Source organism: Rhodovulum sp. (assembly GCF_011048875.1).
Classification (GTDB): Bacteria; Pseudomonadota; Alphaproteobacteria; order Rhodobacterales; family Rhodobacteraceae; genus Rhodovulum; species Rhodovulum tesquicola.
The window spans coordinates 1-20951 of sequence record NZ_DSDD01000488.1 but is presented as its reverse complement, the minus strand read 5'-3'; the positions used below and the strand labels follow the sequence as shown (position 1 = coordinate 20951).

General features: G+C 63.0%; 20 protein-coding genes. 5 read left to right on the top strand and 15 right to left on the bottom strand.

All coding sequences use genetic code 11. The annotated features are described in order from the left end of the window. Together ENN83_RS16515 and ENN83_RS16510 are read right to left on the bottom strand one after the other, a co-directional pair. Window positions 1-938 (bottom strand): phage portal protein (locus ENN83_RS16515; protein WP_287188892.1); only part of this gene is annotated, 938 nt, incomplete at its 3' end. Between the two features lie 144 nt (window positions 939-1082). Beyond that, on the bottom strand, window positions 1083-1997 hold the full coding sequence (locus ENN83_RS16510; RefSeq protein ID WP_287188890.1) for a DNA adenine methylase: 915 nt from the start codon (window positions 1995-1997) through the stop codon (window positions 1083-1085). A gap of 3 nt (window positions 1998-2000) precedes the next feature. Between ENN83_RS16510 and ENN83_RS16505 the strand changes: the two genes are divergently transcribed. Then, the gene (locus ENN83_RS16505) at window positions 2001-2999 is read left to right on the top strand and encodes a DUF7687 domain-containing protein (protein ID WP_422662632.1); all 999 of its coding nucleotides are present in this window, start codon (window positions 2001-2003) and stop codon (window positions 2997-2999) included. Window positions 3000-3120: 121 nt separating this feature from the next. Here the strand turns inward: ENN83_RS16505 and ENN83_RS16500 are convergent, their stop codons facing one another. From ENN83_RS16500 to ENN83_RS16450, 11 genes are all read right to left on the bottom strand, one after another. Next, on the bottom strand, window positions 3121-4932 hold the full coding sequence (locus ENN83_RS16500; RefSeq protein WP_287188886.1) for a phage terminase large subunit family protein: 1812 nt from the start codon (window positions 4930-4932) through the stop codon (window positions 3121-3123). Continuing rightward, a complete protein-coding gene (locus tag ENN83_RS16495) occupies window positions 4922-5431 on the bottom strand; it encodes a hypothetical protein (RefSeq protein ID WP_287188884.1) in 510 nt (169 codons plus the stop codon). Before ENN83_RS16495 ends, ENN83_RS16500 begins: the two co-directional genes overlap by 11 nt. A 338-nt stretch (window positions 5432-5769) precedes the next feature. Then, entirely contained in the window at window positions 5770-8223 is a 2454-nt protein-coding gene (locus tag ENN83_RS16490; protein WP_287188882.1) for a DUF7146 domain-containing protein, read from the bottom strand. Continuing rightward, entirely contained in the window at window positions 8220-8687 is a 468-nt protein-coding gene (locus ENN83_RS16485; protein ID WP_287188881.1) for a hypothetical protein, read from the bottom strand. Before ENN83_RS16485 ends, ENN83_RS16490 begins: the two co-directional genes overlap by 4 nt. Then, window positions 8680-8904, bottom strand: coding sequence for a hypothetical protein (locus ENN83_RS16480; protein WP_287188880.1), 225 nt, complete (start codon window positions 8902-8904; stop codon window positions 8680-8682). The genes ENN83_RS16485 and ENN83_RS16480 overlap by 8 nt, the downstream gene beginning before the upstream one ends. Before the next feature lie 393 nt (window positions 8905-9297). Further along, the gene (locus ENN83_RS16475; protein ID WP_287188879.1) at window positions 9298-9975 is read right to left on the bottom strand and encodes a hypothetical protein; all 678 of its coding nucleotides are present in this window, start codon (window positions 9973-9975) and stop codon (window positions 9298-9300) included. Beyond that, window positions 9972-11264 carry a tyrosine-type recombinase/integrase gene (locus ENN83_RS16470; RefSeq protein ID WP_287188877.1) on the bottom strand — a complete coding sequence of 431 codons (1293 nt, stop codon included), beginning with the start codon at window positions 11262-11264 and terminating at the stop codon, window positions 9972-9974. Before ENN83_RS16470 ends, ENN83_RS16475 begins: the two co-directional genes overlap by 4 nt. 397 nt (window positions 11265-11661) lie before the next feature. Further along, window positions 11662-13113: an argonaute/piwi family protein gene (locus tag ENN83_RS16465; RefSeq protein WP_287188875.1), complete on the bottom strand. Its 1452-nt coding sequence runs from the start codon at window positions 13111-13113 to the stop codon at window positions 11662-11664. Then, window positions 13113-14999 (bottom strand): SIR2 family NAD-dependent protein deacylase, encoded by a 1887-nt coding sequence (locus ENN83_RS16460; RefSeq protein WP_287188873.1) that lies wholly within the window; start codon window positions 14997-14999, stop codon window positions 13113-13115. The genes ENN83_RS16465 and ENN83_RS16460 overlap by 1 nt, the downstream gene beginning before the upstream one ends. Before the next feature lie 152 nt (window positions 15000-15151). Further along, on the bottom strand, window positions 15152-16084 hold the full coding sequence (locus tag ENN83_RS16455; RefSeq protein WP_287188872.1) for an ImmA/IrrE family metallo-endopeptidase: 933 nt from the start codon (window positions 16082-16084) through the stop codon (window positions 15152-15154). Continuing rightward, the gene (locus ENN83_RS16450; RefSeq protein ID WP_111432103.1) at window positions 16084-16404 is read right to left on the bottom strand and encodes a helix-turn-helix domain-containing protein; all 321 of its coding nucleotides are present in this window, start codon (window positions 16402-16404) and stop codon (window positions 16084-16086) included. The genes ENN83_RS16455 and ENN83_RS16450 overlap by 1 nt, the downstream gene beginning before the upstream one ends. A gap of 137 nt (window positions 16405-16541) precedes the next feature. Between ENN83_RS16450 and ENN83_RS16445 the strand changes: the two genes are divergently transcribed. Genes ENN83_RS16445 through ENN83_RS16435 form a run of 3 tightly spaced genes read left to right on the top strand, consistent with a single transcriptional unit; the run spans window position 16542 to window position 18943 of the window. After that, window positions 16542-16781 carry a DUF2188 domain-containing protein gene (locus tag ENN83_RS16445; protein ID WP_287188868.1) on the top strand — a complete coding sequence of 80 codons (240 nt, stop codon included), beginning with the start codon at window positions 16542-16544 and terminating at the stop codon, window positions 16779-16781. 13 nt (window positions 16782-16794) lie between these two features. Beyond that, complete coding sequence (locus ENN83_RS16440; protein ID WP_287188865.1) at window positions 16795-17982, top strand: hypothetical protein; 1188 nt, start codon at window positions 16795-16797, stop codon at window positions 17980-17982. Next, the gene (locus ENN83_RS16435) at window positions 17969-18943 is read left to right on the top strand and encodes a hypothetical protein (protein ID WP_287188864.1); all 975 of its coding nucleotides are present in this window, start codon (window positions 17969-17971) and stop codon (window positions 18941-18943) included. The genes ENN83_RS16440 and ENN83_RS16435 overlap by 14 nt, the downstream gene beginning before the upstream one ends. Here the strand turns inward: ENN83_RS16435 and ENN83_RS16430 are convergent. Together ENN83_RS16430 and ENN83_RS16425 are read right to left on the bottom strand one after the other, a co-directional pair. After that, window positions 18903-19967, bottom strand: coding sequence for a nucleotidyl transferase AbiEii/AbiGii toxin family protein (locus ENN83_RS16430; protein WP_287188863.1), 1065 nt, complete (start codon window positions 19965-19967; stop codon window positions 18903-18905). The two genes, ENN83_RS16435 and ENN83_RS16430, sit on opposite strands and share 41 nt — an antisense overlap. After that, window positions 19964-20587 carry a DUF6088 family protein gene (locus tag ENN83_RS16425; protein ID WP_287188861.1) on the bottom strand — a complete coding sequence of 208 codons (624 nt, stop codon included), beginning with the start codon at window positions 20585-20587 and terminating at the stop codon, window positions 19964-19966. The genes ENN83_RS16430 and ENN83_RS16425 overlap by 4 nt, the downstream gene beginning before the upstream one ends. Before the next feature lie 159 nt (window positions 20588-20746). Between ENN83_RS16425 and ENN83_RS16420 the strand changes: the two genes are divergently transcribed. Beyond that, on the top strand, window positions 20747-20951 hold a 205-nt coding region (locus ENN83_RS16420), incomplete at its 3' end, for a helix-turn-helix transcriptional regulator (protein WP_287188859.1).

Here is a 20951-nt window from a genome sequence, read left to right as displayed (position 1 = left end):
CGCAGGTGGTTCTTGACGAAGGGCGCATAGGCATCGTGTTCGGTCGGGTTTGAGAAGCGGATGTCGGTGCCGGGCGGCAGCGGGATCAGGCTGCCGGGCTCCATGCCCACGGTCAGCGCGCCGCCGGTGTTCGTGCCCGAGAGCCCGCCTGCCGTCCCATCGGGATCGGTGATGAAACCGGTGAAGAGCGCTGCGACCTTGGCCTTCACCAGCGCGGCGTCCTCGAACTGGTCGAGCTCATGCAGCCGCAACAGCACCGGCGCGAGCCAGGTGATCCCGCGCAGCTGCCCCGCCGCGAGCGGCTTGAATAAGTGCAGGCAATCGGCGGCGGGAACGCGGAGCGGGTCAATGCGGGAAGACCCCAGCGGATCGCCCGGGCGGGAGGACAAGACCCGATAGGCGACCCGGCGACCGGCGGCATCAAACTCGATGCCCGCGCGGATCCGCGCCCCGCCGCCGATCTCGCGGTGCAGGTCCATGGGAACCTGCTCGCGATCAAGAAGCTCGATGTGAAGAGGAAGGTCGCTGGTCTCAATGGCGACGCGGAGCCTGCCAAAGCTCTCCCCGCTCTCGATCATCGCGCGCACGGCCATGGCCTGCAGCCCGTAGAAGTCGGCCAGCCCACCAGGATCTGCATGATCGGTCCAGCGCAGCCACAGCAACTGCAGCCGTTCGCGCACCGCGCGCTCGGGATGGGTGGATTGCGGTTTGATCCCGGCACCGACGACATTGCCGACCAGGCTGTCCACCGCCGCCGCGACCCACGGATTGTTGCGCGCATACCACCCGGCCCGCCGCGCCGCCGTGGTCGCGCCCGCCAGGATCGCCGCGTTCAGCCCGTCGACCGTCCGCGCCCCCTCCCAACGCCGCCCGCCACCCGCAGCGTCGAAACCGCGAGCGCGCGCGAAGCCGAGAAGGCGATGGAGGAAGGTCCGCATGGGCGGCAGAATCGCACAAAGCGGGCCGTCAAGCTATTGGGAATGTTTGGGAATCGCGAAGGGCAGCGGCTCCTCAGCGCTGATGCAGCGGTTCCCGATAGGCCCTCTTGCCTACAAGCCGAGGCAACTGCTGCAGGCCGAACTTCAGTAGGTCAGAAGTAAGCGGTCGCGCACCTCTTCTGCTTCAAGCGTTTTTCCACCCATCTGAAAGCGCCGAAGCATTGAGCGTCCAATGTTCACAAGCAGTTCGTTCTCGAAAAGGCCCTCAGGGATCTTAATGTCACAGTACAATTCCCCTGATTTTTTGGTCCCATCAATACTGAGAGCGACATGCACGCCACGTTCTTTGCAGTCCGCAACCGCCGTGAATAGCTCCTCAAGCTTGAAGTCTTGCGCGCCGTAAAGTATCGCCTGCGAATAGGAGTAGGGGGGATCGCAGTAGACCAAATCTCCGGGTTGAGCCCGCGACATCGCCTCTGCGTAATCCATTCGCTCGAACTGGGCACCTTTCATCCGCTTGTGCCAGATATCGACGCGTTGGGAGAAAGACGCGGGATGAATTGGTTCGTGCGCGCCGCAGGGCGTGGACATGTAGCCGTCGCGTTTCCGAAACCGGACAACACCACCATAGCAGGAACGGCAGAGAAAGAGCAGGTCAGCTCCGTTGGGCTCTGCGTTGTATGAAGCCTTGATCTTCTCATACTGCTCGACGCGGTCGCCGTCCTTGTAAATCGCCCATCGAGTTGCGTACCAAGACTTCAGGCGTTCCGGGTCGGAAGAAAGCGTCTGCCATATCTCGACGAGCGGTCCGAAGACATCTGAGCCGATGGCTCTTTTGGGCGAGAGCGCAGCCATGACCCCACCAGCCCCGATGAAAGGCTCATGGTAGGTGCCGTAGTCCTCAGGGAATGTTCCAATGATCTCGTGGGCGAACTTCTGCTTGTTGCCGATCCATTTGAGCAGCTGTGTCTTAAACGGAGCGACCTTTTTCCGCCGCACCCAGCCATCTGACCGGATCTCGACATCCCCGCTCTCCTCGGCAAATAAGGCATACTGCATATTGTGTTCTTTATCCTCGCGTCATACCATTCTTACCAAATACCACCCAGCGCGCCCGAAACCAAGTTCATAGTTTGGATTCGCGTGGCTGGTCGTCGAACAAGCTCATCACGCGGGGGCACAGTGCGGCCGGACCATCGTTTTCTTCAGAAGCCCAAGACATTCTGGGCAAGTGTTAGGACCATCAGCCAAGCGGTTGGCTACACGCAGCGGGGGACTGGTCGGATCAAAGTTCCAGACCTTCCCGCGATGCGGAAGGCATTTCGGGAACTTGGCCTAAGCGATGCCGTGCTGCGAGAGCGTGACGGCACGCCGACCCCGCTGGCGAGGGGTTTGCAAGAGTATTTTAGCTACAGGGCTGAGGTGCTGAACGAATACGTGGAGCCGCGTCTGATGGATGCGGCAAGGGCCAAGGCGGAATTCGATGCCCTCAAGGCACGCCTGAACCCCACCTGCCCGATTCCGATGAACAAGCAGAAGGGAGAGATGAAGGCCGAGGCGTTCCTTACGGGCTTGGTCAACATGATGGTTGAGGCTCACGCCGAGGGACTCCCTTGCGATTACGACCCTCACGAACTGACGACTGTCACCCGAGATGGCGTACCTGTACGGACGCTGGCGCGGCGTGTCGATGGAGCATTTCCCTCTGCCGTAAACCCAGTCGCCGTTTGGGAGATCAAGGAGTACTATTACACGACAACGTTCGGCAGCCGCGTCGCCGACGGTGTCTATGAAACGTTGCTTGACGGGATGGAGCTTGAGGAGCTTCGGGAGCACGAGGGCATTGATGTCCGGCATTACCTCATCGTTGACGCTCATTATACTTGGTGGGATTGCGGACGCTCTTACCTCTGTCGCATGGTGGACATGTTGCACATGGGCTACGTGGACGAGATTCTTTTCGGATACGAAGTAATCGAAGAGATGCCTCGCATCATGGCCGAACTTGTCGCGCTTGTTCGGGCGAAGGGCGGCGTCACTGCGGAACTCGATGAAAGGTAAGCACTGGCGCAGAAATCCTGGCGAAGGCTCTGATAATCCACGAAACTGATCGCGAAACCTCATTTTCGCAGATTTCAGAAGATAGGCGAGCTCCGCAGTAACGGACGATTTGTCGGTAGGATCAACGCATCCACGCCGACCGGATCACAAGCCCAGTTACGACGCCTGACCGCGCCGCTGCCTGCCCTGCCACCCCCTCCACCTCCTCGTTCAGCCGGAGCCCCATGCTGATGAGGCCGTGCAGAGCGGCGTGGGCGTAGACGAAGGTGTCGAGGGCCTCGTTGCGTTCGCCTTCGCGCTTGGGCTGCCAAGAGCGGATCGGGCGTCCGCGCTCGAAGCGGGTGACGACGCGCTCGGCGGTGAGCTGGCGGAAATAGTCGGTGTCGAGGCGGCGGGGAAAGTGGATTGCGCCGGGGCCGGGCTCGGTCAGGCGCAGGCGGGCATAGACCGCGTCCTTCACCGCATCGACGCCCACGATGAACAGCGGGATCTTGCCCTTGTTCGTGCGCGTCGGGCGGCGCGGCCAGACTGGGATGCCGGGTCCGCCTCGGCCCTTGATCGCCCAGATGCGGCGGGCGAGGCGGGTGCGGCAGAACTCGTAGGCCATCTTGGTGTGGTGGCCACCAGTGTCGATGGCCGCCGCGCGCACCGGCAGGTCGAGCCCGGCGGGATGCGGGAAGGTTGCCTGCAGGACCATGTCGAGATCGGACCAGAGGCGCGGCCCGGACGGGTCACCCCATAGCACGCGGTAGTCGATGACCCAAGCCTCCTCGTCGCGGCCCCAGCCGAGGATCTGCACCTCGATCCGGTCGCCCTGCACGTCGACGCCTGCGGTCAGCACGGCGACGGAGGCGGGCAGCGCCTCGCCCCAATCCTCGCGTCGCGCCATCAGCGGATCAGCCGGAACGGTGTCGCCCGCCTGGTCCTCCCACGACTCGCCCAGCTTGGTGTTGACCCAGACCTGCAGGCGCGCGGGGTCCTTGCGCACCCGGCCATGCTCGGCGGCGATCTCGGCCCATGTCTCCCATGGGGAATAGAGCGCGGAGAGGTGGAAGCCTGCGGTGCGGCCATCGCCTTGGGCCGTCGCGCGCCATTCCCCTGCGGCCAGCAGGCGCGGTTTCTCGTGCTCGTGATGGATACCACCGCAGGCCTCGCAGACAAGATGCGCCTGATCGCGCCGCCCCTCGGGCCAGCGGATGCGCGCCCAGGTGATCGGGGCCATGTCGCCGCAATGCAGGCAGGGGACGTGGTAGAAGCGCCGGTCGCTGTGCTCGAAGGCGGCCTCGATGCGGGAATGGCCTTTGAGGGTCGGCGTGGAGACCATGTAGATCTTGCGCCGCCCGCGGAAGGTGGCGGTGCGCTGGATTGCCAGATCGACGGGATCGCCCTCGCCATCTGCGTCGCCGGGATAGCCGTCCACCTCGTCCAGGAACAAATAGCGCACGGGCGTGGACCGCAGGCCGACGGCGGAATTGGCGCCGGTCATCACCAACTGGCCGCCGGGGAAGGACTTGCGGAACAGGCTGTTTCCGGCGTCGCGGGAGCGGGGCGCGGCGACCAGTTCGCGCAGGGCGGGTGTCGCCTCGATGAGCGGGTCGATCCGCACGGTGGTGTTCCGCCGCACCATGTCGAGGGAGGGCATCACCAGCATGGCGATGCCGGGCGCGTTCTGGATGATGTAGCCCAGCCAGTTCAGCCCCGCCTCCGAACCGCCCGTCTGCGCGCCTTTCATCAGCACGACGCGTTCATAGGGGCTGGAGGTGGACAGCGCATCCATCACCGCGCGCAGATAGGGCGTGCGGTCCGTGCGCCAGCGGCCCGGCTCGGCGGAGGTCGGTGGCAGTATGCGGTGCCGGTCGGCCCAATCCGAGACCGGGATCGGCGGCTCGGGGCGGATGCCGCGCCGCCATGCGAGATCGATGTCAGGTACCATCGCCAATACTCCCCAGAGGTAGGTCGGCTAGATGTTCGAGATGCTCACGCATCATCCGGTCGAGCGCGGCAAAGGTGGCGCGAGGATCGGCCCCGAGCTCGGCGGCCAGCAGAGGGGCGGTGCGCTGCACCCACGCCATATGCGCGTCGCGTTCGGCGCGGGCACGCGCGAACACCGTGCGCGTGGCGGCGGCGGTCTCGACCAACTCCCCTCGCTCGCGCTCATAGGCCAGCTTGGCGCGCTGGACCTTGACAATCTCATGCAGCCGCTTCGCCTCGGCCAGCGTGGTCGGATTGCGGGCTTGGCTGGCAGCACCGCCCTTGTTGCGCCGGGCCGGGTCGAGATTGTTCTCGATCCAGGCGAGCCCCACCGCCACGTCGATCCGGCCATCGCTGCGCACCGGCAGCCCCTCGGCTACCAGCTGCGAGATGCGCCCCTTGGTCAGCCCGACGCGAGCGGCGAAGTCGGATTTGGACTCCAAACTGTTTAGTTTAGGCATATCGTCCCCCTGACGTTGGTGGGCTTATGCGCTGCGCGTCCCCACATACGGATCGGCGCAGGAGGAACCGCCGCTTTCCCGATCCTTCCGGCTTGACCCCGCCTCGGGCGGGCGCGCTCGGCGCCTCGGGTGACGCACCGGTGACGCAAGGATGACGCGATTTCGGGTGTAAGCCGTTGAAAGTGTTGAGATGACGCACTTGCCCCGGCAACCTTTTCATATAGGGGAACGGGATGATGGTTGGGGAGATAATTTCTCCCCCTATCGAAATATCTGAGCCGAAGTGCGTCATCTCAACACTCTCAATGGGTTAGGGGCCAAAAAGCCGGTTTGGTGCGTCACCAGTGCGTCACCGCGAGACCGATGAAGAACCGCCCCGCCTTCGTGCGCTTGTGCTGGATCCCGGCCACGCGGGCCTGCACGCGCTGGACGAAGCCGTTGATGGCGGGCAGCTTCTCGGGCTTGTAGCCCTCGGCCAGCGCCCAGTTTTGGAAGCGCAGGTGGGCGTCGCGCGTGGCCAGCATCGGCCCGCCGTTCACGATCGGTACGACCGACACGCAGGCGTCGATCCAGGCGGCGATGGGATCCTCGCTCAGCACCCATTCGAGGAGGGCGTCGTGGCAGCCCTGCGGGATCGCGAAGTTGCGCTGGCGGATCAGCCGCGCCGCGCCCTCCACGGCCCATGCCAGCAGCAGGTCCGGTTCCTCGGCGGCGATACGCTTGCCGATATCCTCGATGCGCTCGTCCAGCGGGATCGAGCGGGTGAAGGGGATCAGGAGCAGGCGCCGCTGCACGCCCCGGTCCACGCCGCCCTTGAAGCTCGGCAGCTGGTTCGCGGCGAAGAGGTTCTGCGCGACCGAGCGGAACTCGACCCGGCTCTTGTAGACGTCGCGCCCCTCGATGGGATCGCCGGTGACGACCGCCTTGAAGGTGTCGGACGCGATGGCTTCGGGTGAGAGCTCGTCGGAGGCGTTCAGCAGCTTGCCAACGAGACCGATGACATGCCGCTCGTCGCCCATCTTTGAGGCGGGGACCGAGCAGATGGCGCTGGCGGGCAGGAGGCCGCGGGCCAGTTCGAGCACCTGGCTCTTGCCGTTCTCGGCGGTCTTGCCGTGCAGCACCACTGCGCGGGGCTGCATCAGCCGGGTAGCGTAGCCCAGCGCCGCCGCGCCGCAGACTTCTGCCAGGAGCGCGCATTTTGGCCCGGCCTCGGGATCGCCCTTGAAGCTGCCGCCGAGCAGCCGGGCCAGCAGCGAGCCTACGGGCGGCGTGCCCGAGGTGCCGGGCTGCCAATGGCCGGGCAGCGTGTGGCGGCAGCGATGCTGGCGGTGGTGCGCCTCGAGGTGCGGCACCCCCTCCGCATCGAAGCGGATGAAGCCCGAGGCGCAGTTGATCCCAGGTGGCGGCGCGTCGAAGTATCCCGGCTCGGCGCAGAGCGCGGCGCATTCGTTGAGGACGGAATTGACGCGGGTCTTTGTCAGCTTCACGTTCGAGGGCTCGCCCGCCGGGGTCTCGAACCCGGCGCCGTCATAGGCATGGACCGGCAGGCGCAGCTCGTGGTCGGGGATCGCTTCCCAATGGGTGCCGCCATAGCGCCAGAACTCCCCATCGGCATGGACGATGCGGCCGTGGCGTTTGGTCAGATCCTCTCGAACCCGCTTCGCGATCTCCACGTCCGAGCCGATGAAGAGGCGCTTCCGTTCGGTGTCGGCCTTCTCGGCACGGAAGCGTTCGGCCGCCGCGATGCGGTCGCGCACGGCCGCCTCGCCCTCGCGGACGAGGACATCGTTGAAGTCCTGTTCCTCGGGCGGGGTGGCGAGCATCACCGTCATGCCGCGGCGTGCGAGCTGGCTCGCGGCGCGGGCCATTTGGCCCTCGGCCTTGCTGCCGGGCAGGTCGCCATCGCGGGCGATGATCACTGTGGCGTTTTCGGGCACGGGCGCGCGGCCGATGTTCGAAATGCCGAGGCAGGCCCAAGTCTCCTGTCCGGTGGCCTGCCAGACCGACAGCGCGGTCTCGACACCCTCGCAGAGCACCAGCGGTTCGCGACCGGGGAGGCGCATGGCGGCGCGCTTGGTCCAGTCATCGACGGCCTTGTTGGTGCGCTTGACCACCTTGACCGGGGCTTTCCGCCCTTCGGCCGTCAGGTAGACCTGCTGGATCGCCAGCACCTCACCCGACTCGTCTGTGGCGAGCGCGACCATGGCGCTGAACTTGCCATAGGCATACCGGCGATAGCGGATGCAGTCTGGTGGCGTGGCGGTGATCCCGCGATGGCGCAGGTAGGCGAGCACCGGCGTCGAGACGAGGCTTTCGCTGCGACGCACGATCTCGGCCACCTTTTCAGCGCGTTCCTCGGGTGTAGGTTCTTTCGCTCTGGCCGAGCCCGAGGCAGAACATGCGGGCGACGCATGCGGCGTCGCCGTCCGGAGCGGACCGGTGTCAGGTTCGCCAAGCCAGCTCCGTGCCCAGTCCCACGCCGCCTTGTCGTCGAGGCGCAGGCGATAGCCGATCAGTTCCAGCGCTGCGCCCCCGGCGCCATGTTCATGGTCGTACCAGCGGCCCTTGTTCGCGCCGTCGATTTCCACGGCGACGCTGCCCTTGGTGCCGAAGCGCAGCTGCTGCGCGCTGGAAAGCTCCCGATTCGGCTCGCCCAGCAGATCGCGGGCCAGGTCCGCGATGCGGTCTTGCAGCATGTTGGCCAGCTGGGCGACGGACATGCGGGTGGCGGTTTGGGCGCGCGAGTTGGGTGGCGTGTCGTTGAAGTCGAGAGGGTCATCTTGCACTGTCATTGCAGCTGCCCCTTCACGGTGCAGAGCAGGATCGGCATTTCGGGACAGACCGCCTGCACGCGGTTGGTCCAGGCGATCTCCTGCTCGGGGCGGGTCTCGATGATGAGACCGTTGCGCTGCGCCATGGCCATCAAGGCGATGCTCGAATAGGCCTCGGGCGGAGGGGTGCAGGAGATGATGGCGACGCCATCCGCCATGCCGATCAATCGGTCGAGCGCGCTGCTGTCATACTGATCGGGGCCGAGCGCGCAGTCGGTGTCATCGCCCACCATGACGATAAAGGGCCGTTTCAGCAGCTTGAGGCCGCGTTTGAGGCCGGTCGCGCGCTGGGGGATCACCAGGAAGCCGACACCGTGATCGCGGATCGCGTGGACGATGGGCAGCAGGTGCGGGGCCTCTGCGGCCACCTTTTCCTCCATTCGGTCGAGAATCGAGCCGGTGAACTGGATGGGAATATCAGGCATTGGCGAAGCCCTCCTGCAGGGCGATCCAGTCCATCAGCGTGGAGCGACGTGTGGCGATGCGGTTGCCCAGCCGGAAATGCGGCAGTGGGCGCTTCGAGCGTGTGCAGAGGTAGTAGACGCGGCGCTGGAACCGGAACTCGTCGGAGTCGAAAAGGAAGTGGGCGATCTCGGCGGCACCGATCATCAGGTCGGGCGCGAGCGTGGCGGGCGCGGTCATCGGCCCCTCCCGGCACGCGGGGCGCTCGGTTTCCGGGAGGCTTGCTGTTCGCGGGCCAGAAGCCAGTCTCGGACCGCCTCGATGCGGTAATAGACGCGCCGACCGATCACAACGAAGGGTGGGGACTGACGCAGTTGGCGGTCGCGCTGACAGGTGCGCAAGCTGACCCCGCGGCGGGCGGCGTATTCTTCTTCCGAGATGAAACCGTCGAGGAAATCGGTGGGCGGGGCGACAGTGGTGGCCCTTTCTGCGCCTCTGGATGCAATGGGTTGGGTCATCGGTGTCTCCTTCGTGCCAGGCGACGCAACGCGCCGCCAATGCCCGAAAGATGCCGACGTTCAGCCCCCCGAAAAACCGCTCCGAAAATGCCCCTGGAGCGATAATTTCAGGGGATTACGCAGTCCTTAGCCGGACTGCGCGCCAAGCCTCGCGAAGGTTGTTCTCGATGGTCTTGGTCGTGGGACAGTCCCGCCGCGGCCAGGTCTCGCGATACCATGCCTGAAGCGTGCGGGCTTCGGCGGCGAGACTGTCCGCGAGTTCGCCCGCATCGACGCGGCGCTGAAACTCGATCCGGATGATGTCGATTCCCTTCTTCGGACGTCCCGGCGTCCCGGTCGGCATGTGGTCGTCGGCATCTGGCGGCAGGATGTGAATATCGTGCACGATGTTCGCGCCGACGGTGGCCTCGCCCTTGCGGACATTGGTGATGCGCAGCTGGCGCCACGCGGGCGCCGGGATCGCATGCCATGGGCCGAAAGGTGGGTTCTCCTGCCCGAAGGCTGTCAGTTCGCCCGCCTCCAGCTTCGCCTTCATCGCGGCGAGCATGCCGTTCCAGACGCGGTGCAGATCGGCCCGCGCCGAGCGCGTCCGGTTGGCGGCTTCGTAGGAGGCGTTCGCGGCCTCCCATTCCCGCACGGACATGCTGAGGTAGCTTGGCCGCTTCGGCGCGTTCTTGCGGGCCTCGGTCGCGCGCGCGTGCTCCTCCCACATCTCGGCGGGCAGGTATTCCTTCATAGCGTCGGACAGCGGGATGGCGTCGGGCGGTGGTCCGTAAGGCTTCTGATCGGTCATTTCTGCTCTGCCTCGTTTGCGCTGAACTTCTCTGGCGAGCGCTGCAGCACGAAGGCCCCCACCGTCTCGGCAGCTTTGCGCAGCGGGTCGTCGAACAGATGGGCGTATCGCTGGGTGGTCTGGACCTGTGTATGGCCGAGCATCTGGCCGATCAAGGGCAGCGAAGCGCCCGCCGATACGAGGATGCTGGCAAAGGAATGGCGGATGTCGTGGATCCGGACATTCGGCTTGAACTGGGTTTTGGGCTTGCCCTTGCGGTCGAGGACCGGCTTGCCCTTTGCGTCCAGCAACGGCACTTCCGCGCCGAGCCCAGCCCTGCGGCAGACCGAGACCCATGTGCGCTTGATCTCGGTGAGGGGCTTTCCTGTCGGGCCGGGGAAGACGTAGGGGCTGGGCGGCGTGCCCTTGGCCTCTGCCTTCGCCTTGGCGGCGGCCTTCATCTCGCCCAGCAGCTGCACGGCCGGGCCCGAGAGCGGCACGCGGTGCAGCTTGCGCTGCTTGGTGTGCGCAGAGGGCTTGGTCCAGACGCCGTTCTCGAGGTCGAACATCTCCCATGTCGCTCCCAGCACCTCGCCGCGTCGCGCGCCGGTCAGCATCAGCAGCTTGATCGCGTTCGCGGACATGGGCTCGGAATGTTCGTTCAGCGCCTGCGCAAGTGCTGCGATCTCGGTGCGGTTCAGATAGCGGTTCCGTTTCTCCTCCTGATTGCGGCGCACGCCCGAGGCCGGATTGTCATCGCGCCATTTCCAGCGGATCGACAGGTTGAACGCCTTGCGCAGCACCTCGACAGTCCGGTTGGCGCGGACCGGCGTGCCACGGATCTCGGTGATGTCACGGTGGAGCGCGTCCACATCGTCATGGCTGATCTGCGCGACCTTCATCTTGCCGAAGCGCGGCAGGATGATCTTTTCCCACATCATGCGCTCGTCGGCCTGACTGCGCTCGGCCTTCTTGGGCAGGTGCTCGCGGGCGTAGCGATCCCACAAATCTTGCACCGTCGGCGCCTCGCGCTGCGCCTGCCGCTCGCCCATCGGGTCGTGGCCGAGATCGACCTCTCGCTTCATGTCCTTCGCGGTCTGGCGCGCGGCGGCCACCGTCCAGTCGGGCCATGCGCCGATGGTGATGCGGCGCTGCCGCCCCTCGGCACGATAGTCCAGGATGAAGGACTTGGCCCCGCCGGGCGTGATGCGCAGCGCGAACCCCTTCACCTCCGCGTCCCACAGCATGCTCTGCCCGCGCACCGGCGGCAGGGCCTTCCGGGCGGCGGCTTCGGTCAGTTTCTCGGTCATTCCAGCCTCCCCGTGTCAACACTGTGTCAACACACCATATGGCTGTTTTTGTCGTTCGCTGGCGGCGAGTAACAGGCGGTCTCGCCGAATAGCTTCGATAAAACAGCATCTTGAGAGACTAAGCCGGAAAATGCGTCAACAATCAAGGCTCTAGATGTAGTGGCAAATCTGGCTCATAACCTGAAGGTCGTAGGTTCAAATCCTACCCCCGCAACCAAATCCTTTCGCGTTTTCAAACGCTTGAACGCCGCCCTCCGGGGCGGCGTTTGCGTTTCCAGCCCTCGTGGAAGCACTGTGGAAGCAAGAGGGCGACAAGTTTAGCGCAATCGAGCGCACGGGCTTGGTTATCTGGCGTGGAGGGTCGGGGTTTCCCGAACGGATCACATCTGCCATCGCGCTACATGAAGAGGCGATACGGGTACACGCTACCAGGAAGTTCAGGCACGTTAGCAATGGTACGTGCCAGTCTTTGAGAGTACCGAATACTAACAGGTACTGGATCGTAAAGGGCATCATTGTTCCAGTCCATCTTAGTCAATGCGAGCGCTTCATGGGCAGAGAGTTCGAGTGGCCCTCTTCCGGCATGCCGGATGAGCTGCAGTGGCTTGGGAATGCTCTTGCCCCCCTGATAGTAGTCACTCTTGGTGGAAGCCGTCGGAGCATTTCCGGCTACCCATACGAGGGCCGAGTTACCCGAGCGGATGACCATTGTTCCACGCGGGACCGGAAAGGCAGAGGGTTTGCTCGGCGGATCTCTTCGCTCAGACTTAATCAGCCATACGCCGCGCCAGCAAGACGCCGCGCCGACTTCGATACACTCGATTTCTGGCACGCCCGAAAGAGCATCGAAAGCGCCTTCGATTTCTTCTTCCTTGAATCCAGTTGTTTTGTGAATGACCAACCGTTTTGGCAGGCTTCCGCCGTTTCGAGCCTGATAGAGCGCCAGACTTCTAGCGAGTACCGCACGCATGTCGTCTCGACTGAGGAACGGATTGCGTCGGGCTTCCGCAACATCTGCAACCGGATCGCGAGCCTCAAATGCTACGAACTGCATTCCACCGCCATCCATGTCGAAGACCTGTGAGCAGCAGGTCACATAGTGGGCGTCGCGCTGATCACCGCGCAGTGCATATGCTAAGCCGATGTACGCGGTGTCGTCCGGCACACCCTTCAATGGTGCCAGTTTCCAGGGCGTGCCCGTGGCTTTGACATATAGTGCCAACGCTAGGCGCCACGCGAGCGATGCCGTGTGATTAAAAGTGAAGACGCGGTCGTTTAGCACTTGGCTAGGAATGTTGTAATTGGCACCGAGTGCCTTGAGCGCGTCATGTGCGTCGAAGGACTTGGTCCGTGTAACCGGGGCCCATGAATCAGGGAAGTGAACTAGTACGACATCGAATTGATCTCTCATTAGGGAAAGTTGCCGGAACGCAGCTTCCATGGCCAAGAACAATCGCGACTGCGGATCGCCCTCTCCTTGAAGCGCGTTCAGAGTGTCTGGCCATTTGATATGAGCTTCGCGCGGGGCAGACTCGAGCTTAACCTGGAACAGTTGCTCAAAGCCTGGATAAGGAGGTACGTATTCAGAGCGATCACTGGGTTGGTGCGCGGCGCGAAGGGAGGCCATCAGTTCGCCTCGACGCTTGAACGCACTTTCTGGCCCAACCGTAGCGATCCGCACCCGTGAGATGTATTCGCCGAAAGAGCCCTTGGAATACGGGCCATAATTGACGAGCCCCCGCAGTGGATGCACATCTACCTGTGCAGGATCTGAGGGAGAAAAGGAAAGCAACGGCTCGTCCAGCAAGGTGAACGGCGGGAGTCGCGATGCAATGGCGGAACTTGCCATCACTTGCTCCTATCAAAGTACGGGTGATGATGGCCTGGGCGGCTCCATCCGGTGACGTGCGAGATGGCGAACACGGCGTCTATCCCAGTGCCGGCATTCAGTCCGAAAGCTCGCACCTTTCTGTCATTGGTCGCCGTAAGAATCTGTGCCCACGCATCGATGATCTCGGCCCATTGCCTGTTGTACTTACGGGCCCAGCGTTCTCTGCGCCAGTCGCCCGCTGGATCGCCGCCACGACGATCAGGTGGTGCCGAAATGATGTCATGAGTTAATTCTACCGATTCAGTCTCGCCTGCCGGCAGACGATCTATTCTGGGAATATCCACAAAAGTGTATGGCTCAAATCCACACCACCAGCGTTCCTCAATTTTTTCTAGCTTCAATGAAACGCCTTCTTGGTAGGGGAGCATGAGGTCCGGCACTTTGCCGGTCAGTTCACTACCATATGCGGAGCGGAGCTTATTCAGCTCCTGAGCGCGCCTACGGCATCGTTCCTGGTCCTCGTGCACACGAGGTGCTGCGACAACGAGCGAGTGGCCTGAACGCCTGAAACGTGGGATGAGAGGCCGATTCCTCGACAGGGCTGTGACTAGCGCATCGTAGAGAAGCCCAAGTGCCCAGCTATCCTTGACAGCATCTAGTTCAATGTTCCCCGCCACCTGTGCGCCAAGAGGAGCAAGTGCCGCCAATAGCTCCTCGTCTTTGCCGAAGACTGCGAGTTCGCGACCATTCGCAGCTACAACTGCCCTGCTACGCCTCTCTTTCAGCAAGGCTCTTACCTCTGGAGAGGTCACAGGCCGCGCCAACGTAATTCGTCGTGCATTAGTTGGCATCGACTCTATGAGGAGTGACGAGTACCTGAGCACTGGAAACGAACGCGGCGTCGCGTCGGGCAGTTTGACAGGCACAGCCCGAGGAGCGGGGCGTCCCTGCATCACGTGCTCGAGGAGCACCTGCGGCAGGTCAATGTGTTTGATGACATCGGCTGCGAGTTCATCGAAAGTCTTGCACTCAACCACGGCCACATCCACTCCAGCGGATTGGGCGCTCTTGAGGAACTGAGCTACGGCCGGCAAGAGGCGCGACGCCGAAGAAGTCACCCAATAGAGGCCGTTGGGGAATGGGGCGCTCTCTTGAAGAACTGAATTCAAGGCCTCCATTATTGATGCGTCGCGACCGCTATAGCCGACAAACACCAAGCCGTAGCGCTTGCTGACTTCAATCAATACGTGCCGCATCCTTTCGTCTTGTCGTTCCAGCTCTGAGCCAGTGTTCTTGATCGATGCGGATTGGTAGTCCCCGTGGAGCTTTGCAACCAAAGGCCAGTCGGACTCATTGAGGCATCGCAATGCGCGTTCAGCGGAGTCGATCGCGGCCACAGTTGGCCGAGCCTGCTGTCCGGTTGGCAGTAACGAATTGGCCGCGTATGCAGCTTCCTCAACAAGCGGGTCGAAGTTTGTCGTGAATACGCAGTCGATCTTTCGCGCGGTCAAAAGGCTGCCAAGCACCCGATGTCCGAAACATGGCTTGCCCTTTGTGATGGCGTCGCTGATGTATTGTCTCCGGTGCCGGGGCTGTGGGTACACCGCCTCAAACGCAGCCGCGTACTCAGCAGGATCCCCATCCGGCGGAAGGATCGAAGTCCGGCGGAAAAAATCCTCAATCCGATCAATCCATACTTGGTCGCCAGTGTCGATCTCGCGTTTCGATAGGTTGTTCTCCCGACAAAATATCTGTGCCTTGAAATCCCGAATCATTGCATAGCCAGTGGGGATCCCTGAGGATGCCGATGCTCCGGCGCCTAGAAACCAAGCGACTAGATTTGGCCTTAACGCCAGTGCTGTGGCGAACTCCATTGCAGAGATGGTGGAGATAGAGCTGTGCACGGTGCTCCTTTTCTCTAACTGTATCTTATTTCGTTGTCCTTCGTATCATGAGTTGGGTGCTTTGCAGCATCGAGTGTGTCGATTTCCTACGTCTGGGAAGCTGTGAGGCGGCAAGAATTCCGTGAACATGAGAGTTTGCATGAATATCGAACTCATGATCCGCGACCTAACTGAAACTGGTCGTAAGTGTCCCAAGGCTCGTCCTCCTCAATTTCTCTGACATCGACGGTGTCGTCGAACTGCAGGATGGTTAAGGACAGATCGAGGAACTCAGATACCATCGCCAACTCTCGCACAGGTTCGGGTCCCCGGCTGAAGTTCCTTACTCCGGCCGGCCGCGAAACGGGTTGACTCGAGACGAACCCTTTTTCGTCGGCGCCGATGGCTGCCAGTGCGTTTTCAGGGATTTGCATCCCCGATCGAACGAAGATCCCACTCTTGAGGGCGGCCCTGCTTGCACGTCCCCATGTCGCGTAGCCGTCGCGCGCGACGACCATGGCCGCCCGCTTGTCGGTGAAGTCGATCCACTTTCGGCAGGCGGCCGTGAGCGAAACGCCGTAGCGGTCCGTGACGTGATTCAGGAGGTCGACGGTCATCTCCTCGCCGTCCACCTGTGCGCGGTAGTCATCGAGCGGCATCAGAAGGAAGGACGCGAACGTGTCGGCCTCCTCCTCACGCTGCCTTTCGGCATCTTGCCACGCGCTGGGTCGCAGCGGCTTACACTGGAAGTCGCAATCGCGCTCGAGGGTGCCGCTCACATAGTCCTGGCCGGAGAGGGGCGGCCGATGCAGCTGATAGTGGCCGAATTCATGCGCGATGGTGAACCGTACACGGCCGCGATAACGGGGATCGTCGTTGTAAACAATGTGCCATTCCGGACGCCTTCGATGTGGCCGGAGCATCCCCTCGAAGCCTGGTAACTCCCCACCGACGATCTTGCCGATCGGGTCCTCGTTATTCCTCGACACCTCGCGAGCAAGAGCTTCGATATCGACCGGGAAACGGTCCTCTCCGAGAACCTGACGAAGGAGGTTCGAGAGCCGATTAGCCTCCTTCTGCGGAGATTTGCGCTTTCCGTCAGTCATCAGTCGTCGTCCAGGATATCCAGCATCTTGCGAAGGCGCTCTTTCACTGGCGCGTCGAGTTTCTTGTATTTTCGGAAGAAGGCAACGTCTTCAGCATTTTCCTCCTCCTGTTCTCCATCGCCAACCAGCAGGAACTCGACGGTGGTGCCGAGTGCGGTGGCGATCAGGGCCAGCTTTTCGGCCGAGGGTCGCGCGACTTCCTTGTTCTCTATCTCCCACATGTAGCTTTTGCTGGAGCCGACCCGCTCAGCGAGTCCTTCCAGGGTGAGGCCGCGCTTTCGCCGTAGCTCGCGAACGCGCTCCCCCAGTGGTGTTGGCACGGTGAACTCCTCTCCATCGGCGGTTCGTTTTTGCCATACCTCTAGTTCTTGACACGCCATACGCGCAATCCCTATCTTCCGCGCAGGTTCGTTAGTCCGAACTTAGATTCATGCAGAAACCAGACAAGGAGGCCAGAATGGCTGAAGGCAAGAAACCGGGCACGCATCACGTCGTGCCGAACGCGGAAGGTGGATGGGATGTCCGTCGTGGCGGAGCGTCGCGTTCCAGCGGGCACTTCGACACCAAGCAGGAGGCGGTTCAGCGCGCCCGCGAAATCAGCCGCAATGCCGAGACCGAGCTGAAGATCCACAACCGTGATGGGCGGATCGCGCAGTCGGACTCGCACGGCAACGATCCCCGCAACATCAAGGGCTGAGGAGGTTTAGGGCATGGCGTCGGTGACGAACTTTATCCGCAACACCCCTCCGGCCTGGCTGCGAGACTATTTCACCAAGACAGGGATCGTGTTGCCGACGCCTGTGGATTGGGACGCGTCCGAACCGGAGGTCGTGAAGCCCTTGCTTCAGGCGGTCGACGAAATGGACGACGAAGCACGGGGCCGCATCATCAACGACGGCGAGCGCGTCAGCGCGATGGCCGACGATGCGGGCCAGACGGCGCTCTACAGTGTCATCGACGATCGGGAAGTTCTCGACGAACTCGAGAATGGCCACGCCCGGTCGCTGTGGCTTTTCCTCAGCGACCGGGACCGGTTCCGGCATGCAGAAGAGGTCCGCTTCACCGACGAGCGCCGTCGCGGGCGGAGCTGGGATGGCTTCCTCTGCGATGCGAACCTTAACGTCCGTCGCGACGCGCATGCTCTGGATGCGTTCAAGGCGGCGCTGCGGAAGAGGTTCGCGTCGAAGAACGTCCATGTTGATATCTTCGAGCGGGTACGGCCCACCTTCGACGGCGACGACTGCGAGCTCGTACAGATCACGGTATACAGGGAGGGCTTGCCGGACGATCAGTTCGCCTTTGATGACGACGGAGAGTTGGTGCGCCAGCCTTATCGGCCCGTCTTTGAGGCTGCCATGACCTATGAGCCCGCGACCGGGGTGATCGAGGTCGTCGCCAGCGATCGCGAAAGCCGGTCCGAGATGGCGCAGTTTCTCGCGCGGGATCTTCTCGGCGTGGAGTTCAGGGACGAGAAGGTGCCGATGCGGCACTACGATCTCGCGGTGCTCTTGGCGCCGCATTCCTTCCCGACCGATGTCGAGGACGGGATCGAGCGGGTCGAGGTTCGCCAGCTGAGGCTGATGCCGATCGACGCCGTCGGGGAACGCGTTACTCTGGAATGCCTCAGCAAGGCTGACCGCAACATCTGGACGATGGCTGAGGCTCGGCTTGGCCCCGGCAATCCGCTCAGCGGCGGCTGGGTGGCGACGCAAGCGAAGCTGGCGATCAAGTTCCACCGGAAACCGGGCGCTCGGCGTGGCCGCACGCTGCCGCTGACGATCACCATGCCGCACGGCTGCAACCTCAAGGATCAGACCGAGGAAGAGCAGGTGATCGGAGAGAAGTACCTGCGGCGTTGGGGAATTCTGGTCGATGACCCGGTCGTTGTCGAAGATTGATGAGCGCGCCGCGAGGCTTTTCGTCAGCATCGTCGAGACAGAGGAGGCGCGGATCGCCGGCGCCATCCTGAGCGACTATCATGCCACCAGCGCCGCTCCTTTGATCGGCGCTGGTCTCCTGGTGCCGGATGGGCCCGTTCCGGCCGCTACATCGCTGACCGACCATGACGATGAACCTGTGAGCCTCGAATGGTCGCCCGAGCATCAAGCCTACGGATATTTCAGTCCTGCGGCGGGATGGGTAACCGTCGAAGAGAAGCGCCTCCAGGTCTATCGGATCGACCCTCTGGCCTTGCTTCAGCGGCTTGCGGCTCGGCTTGATCTGCCGGTTAAGGCTCGGCCGGCTGAACGCATTTCCGGCACCTTATGGGAGATCGGCGATGTCCGATTGCCTGGACGCGGGGGGCGGGTCCCGGTCTGGTTCGCGCGGAGGCTGACCGATCGGGATGTCTGGCGGCAGGTCGTCGCTTATCTCGGTGGCCGCCCTCCCGCGGATTTCAGGGTCGTGGTGACTACTTCATCGACCCCCGGTCTCGCCGAAGCTGAGCTGTCACGGCACCAGATCATCGCGCTGGATGACCTCGTGAACCATAGCGCGGGGCTCATCATTGAGCCTACCTACCTCGCGGCGCAATTGAAGACCGGCCCGGTTTCCCGAGCGGCCGATCCCGTGCGCCACGCGGCTGGGTTCCGGCATTTCTGGGTCGGCGACAGGGAGTTCAAGTTCAGCGGCGACAAGCGGCGCCAGATCGTCGAGTACCTTTTCAATGCATGGGAAAATGGCGTGGAAAGCGTCAGCACCGAGGTGATGTTCGCCGACTTGGAGTTCAAGTCGTCGAGCCGGATGAGAGATATCTTCAAGGATCACGAGGATTGGCGGGACCTGATCGAGGCGACGGGCGGGTCCTGCAGGCTTCGCGTCAGGGAGCTCCTGGAGCAGCAGCGGGCTCGCGCCGATTGATGGTGTCCTCAGCCAATTGAAGTTGTTCCATAACCCAGTCGAAGGGTGGAGCGTCGCCGAGCATCATGCCCTGCATGGCCCCGTAGTCCTTCTCGATCGCCGCGCGCAGTTCGTCAGAAGGCACCACGCGGAGCGACCCGGGAATGGCTTCATCGAACTTCTTCCAGGCCTGCTTGAACGCGATGAGGTTGTGCTCACGCACTGCCGTGAGCAACGCCTCGTCGGCCAAAGCCGCCCCGCCGATGTCGGTGCCAGTGATCATCGCGACGTCGTAATAGTGGCGCGATATCCTGTCCTTGTCCGCAGGCACCCGACCTTCGTCGCGATGTCCGCAGAATGCGCCGTGGAGGATCAGAAGTTTTTCCAGGTAGGTCCGCGCCGGGGAGATGACATGGATGTTGCCGACCTCGAACGACCAATCTTCCGCGAGGTCCCCTGTGATATAGGGGGTCACGCTTGCCCTCACATTCGGATCCAGCGCCGAGCGCGCGCCCGCTTCGAGCTTAACGCGCGGCAAGACGTAGGGAAGATCGGCGCTCGGGTAGAGCGTGGGGTACTCGATCAGCAGTGTCTGTTGATCCGCATCCTCGTCGTCGGGGACGATCTCGCAGCGCTCGTCGAGAAGCGACCCCAGAGCCGCAGCGAGATCGCCGCGGATATAGGCGCTGCAGGCCTCTTTCAGCTCGTCGAACAGCGCTTTGCGCTTCTTTCCGGAGATGCCTTCGGGGTTTGTCGGGTCGCGTTCGGCCCCGAAGCCCAGTCCGTCGCGACAGACGACTAGATCGATGTCCTCCGAGAAGCGGCGGATAAGCCCAAACGCCTTGGACAGCGCCGTGCCGCCCTTGAACAGGAGTTGCGGGTGGCTGTCCGGCAGGCGGTTGTAGAGCGCGTCGAGCACGAAGCAGACCCAGAAGTCCTTCTCGACGTAGCTGGGCAACGTGTCGAGACGGTCGGCCGCCGCCTCGAACACGTCCTTTCTGTCCTGATCCGAAAGCGCGAGAAACCGCGCGTAGCTCTCGCTCATCGCGCAGCGGTTTGCGGCTCGACAAGACTATGCGCTAGAGGCGCAGCCCAGCTTGGCAGGCTGCCGCTGTTGCGGACGAGATCCTTCTTCACGGCATCCGGTAGTTTCCGTTTGAGTGTGGTTGCGACCCGCACATCCGAAGCAGCCTGCGGGCCAAGCCAGCGCAGCGCCTGCGCCACGGGCGCAGAGGATTTTCCGGCCCAAACCATCACGCTCGGACCTGCATGCCGCAGGCGAACGGTCCGGTTACCGATCTTCACGTCCCGCGTCGCTCCGTCCGTCACATAGCTTGTCTTCGCCGGGACCGCGTTCGTCAGGCCCAGCTGGTTCGCCGCGGCAATGCCGTCAGGCATGATGCGGATGCTGTCGCGCCGCGCGAGGGCAGCGACCGCTTTGTCCATGTCCACCGGCGCTGGCCGCTTCAGGACGCCACTGGTGCGGGGCATATCGTAGAGCCCGCGCCCAACGCGGCGGAGATCCCCGCTCTTCGCCAGACGTGACAGCGCCTGGTCGACCGCCGCACGGCTGCCGAGGTCAAGGAAGTCCTTGGGAGTGCACACCCAGCGGCCACGACCCTTTGCGCGCACGCGCTTCATGATTCGATCAGCAATGCCAGTCATCTGGGTGGTCCTTCAGGGCTCTATCGTGTCAGAAATATAGAGAGTTTTTCTGACGAAATCAATTCCTCCCCGCACGCTCCCCTTCTGCCTCCCCATCTCCTCCCCTCGCACACCGCAGTCTCGTTCGCAGGCATTCGGCCAATCGCGAAGGAGACGACGATGTCAGTCACACACCTCAACCAGGTCGAGCTTGCGGCTCGATGGAAGATCAGCCCGCGCACGCTGGAGCGCTGGCGCTGGACCGGTGAGGGCCCCGCTTTCATCAAGATCGGCGGCCGGGTCGTGTACCGGCTCGAGGATGTCGAGGCTTACGAGGCCAACCGGCACTGCTCGAGCACGGCGGACAAGCCCGCCGTGAAGCTGG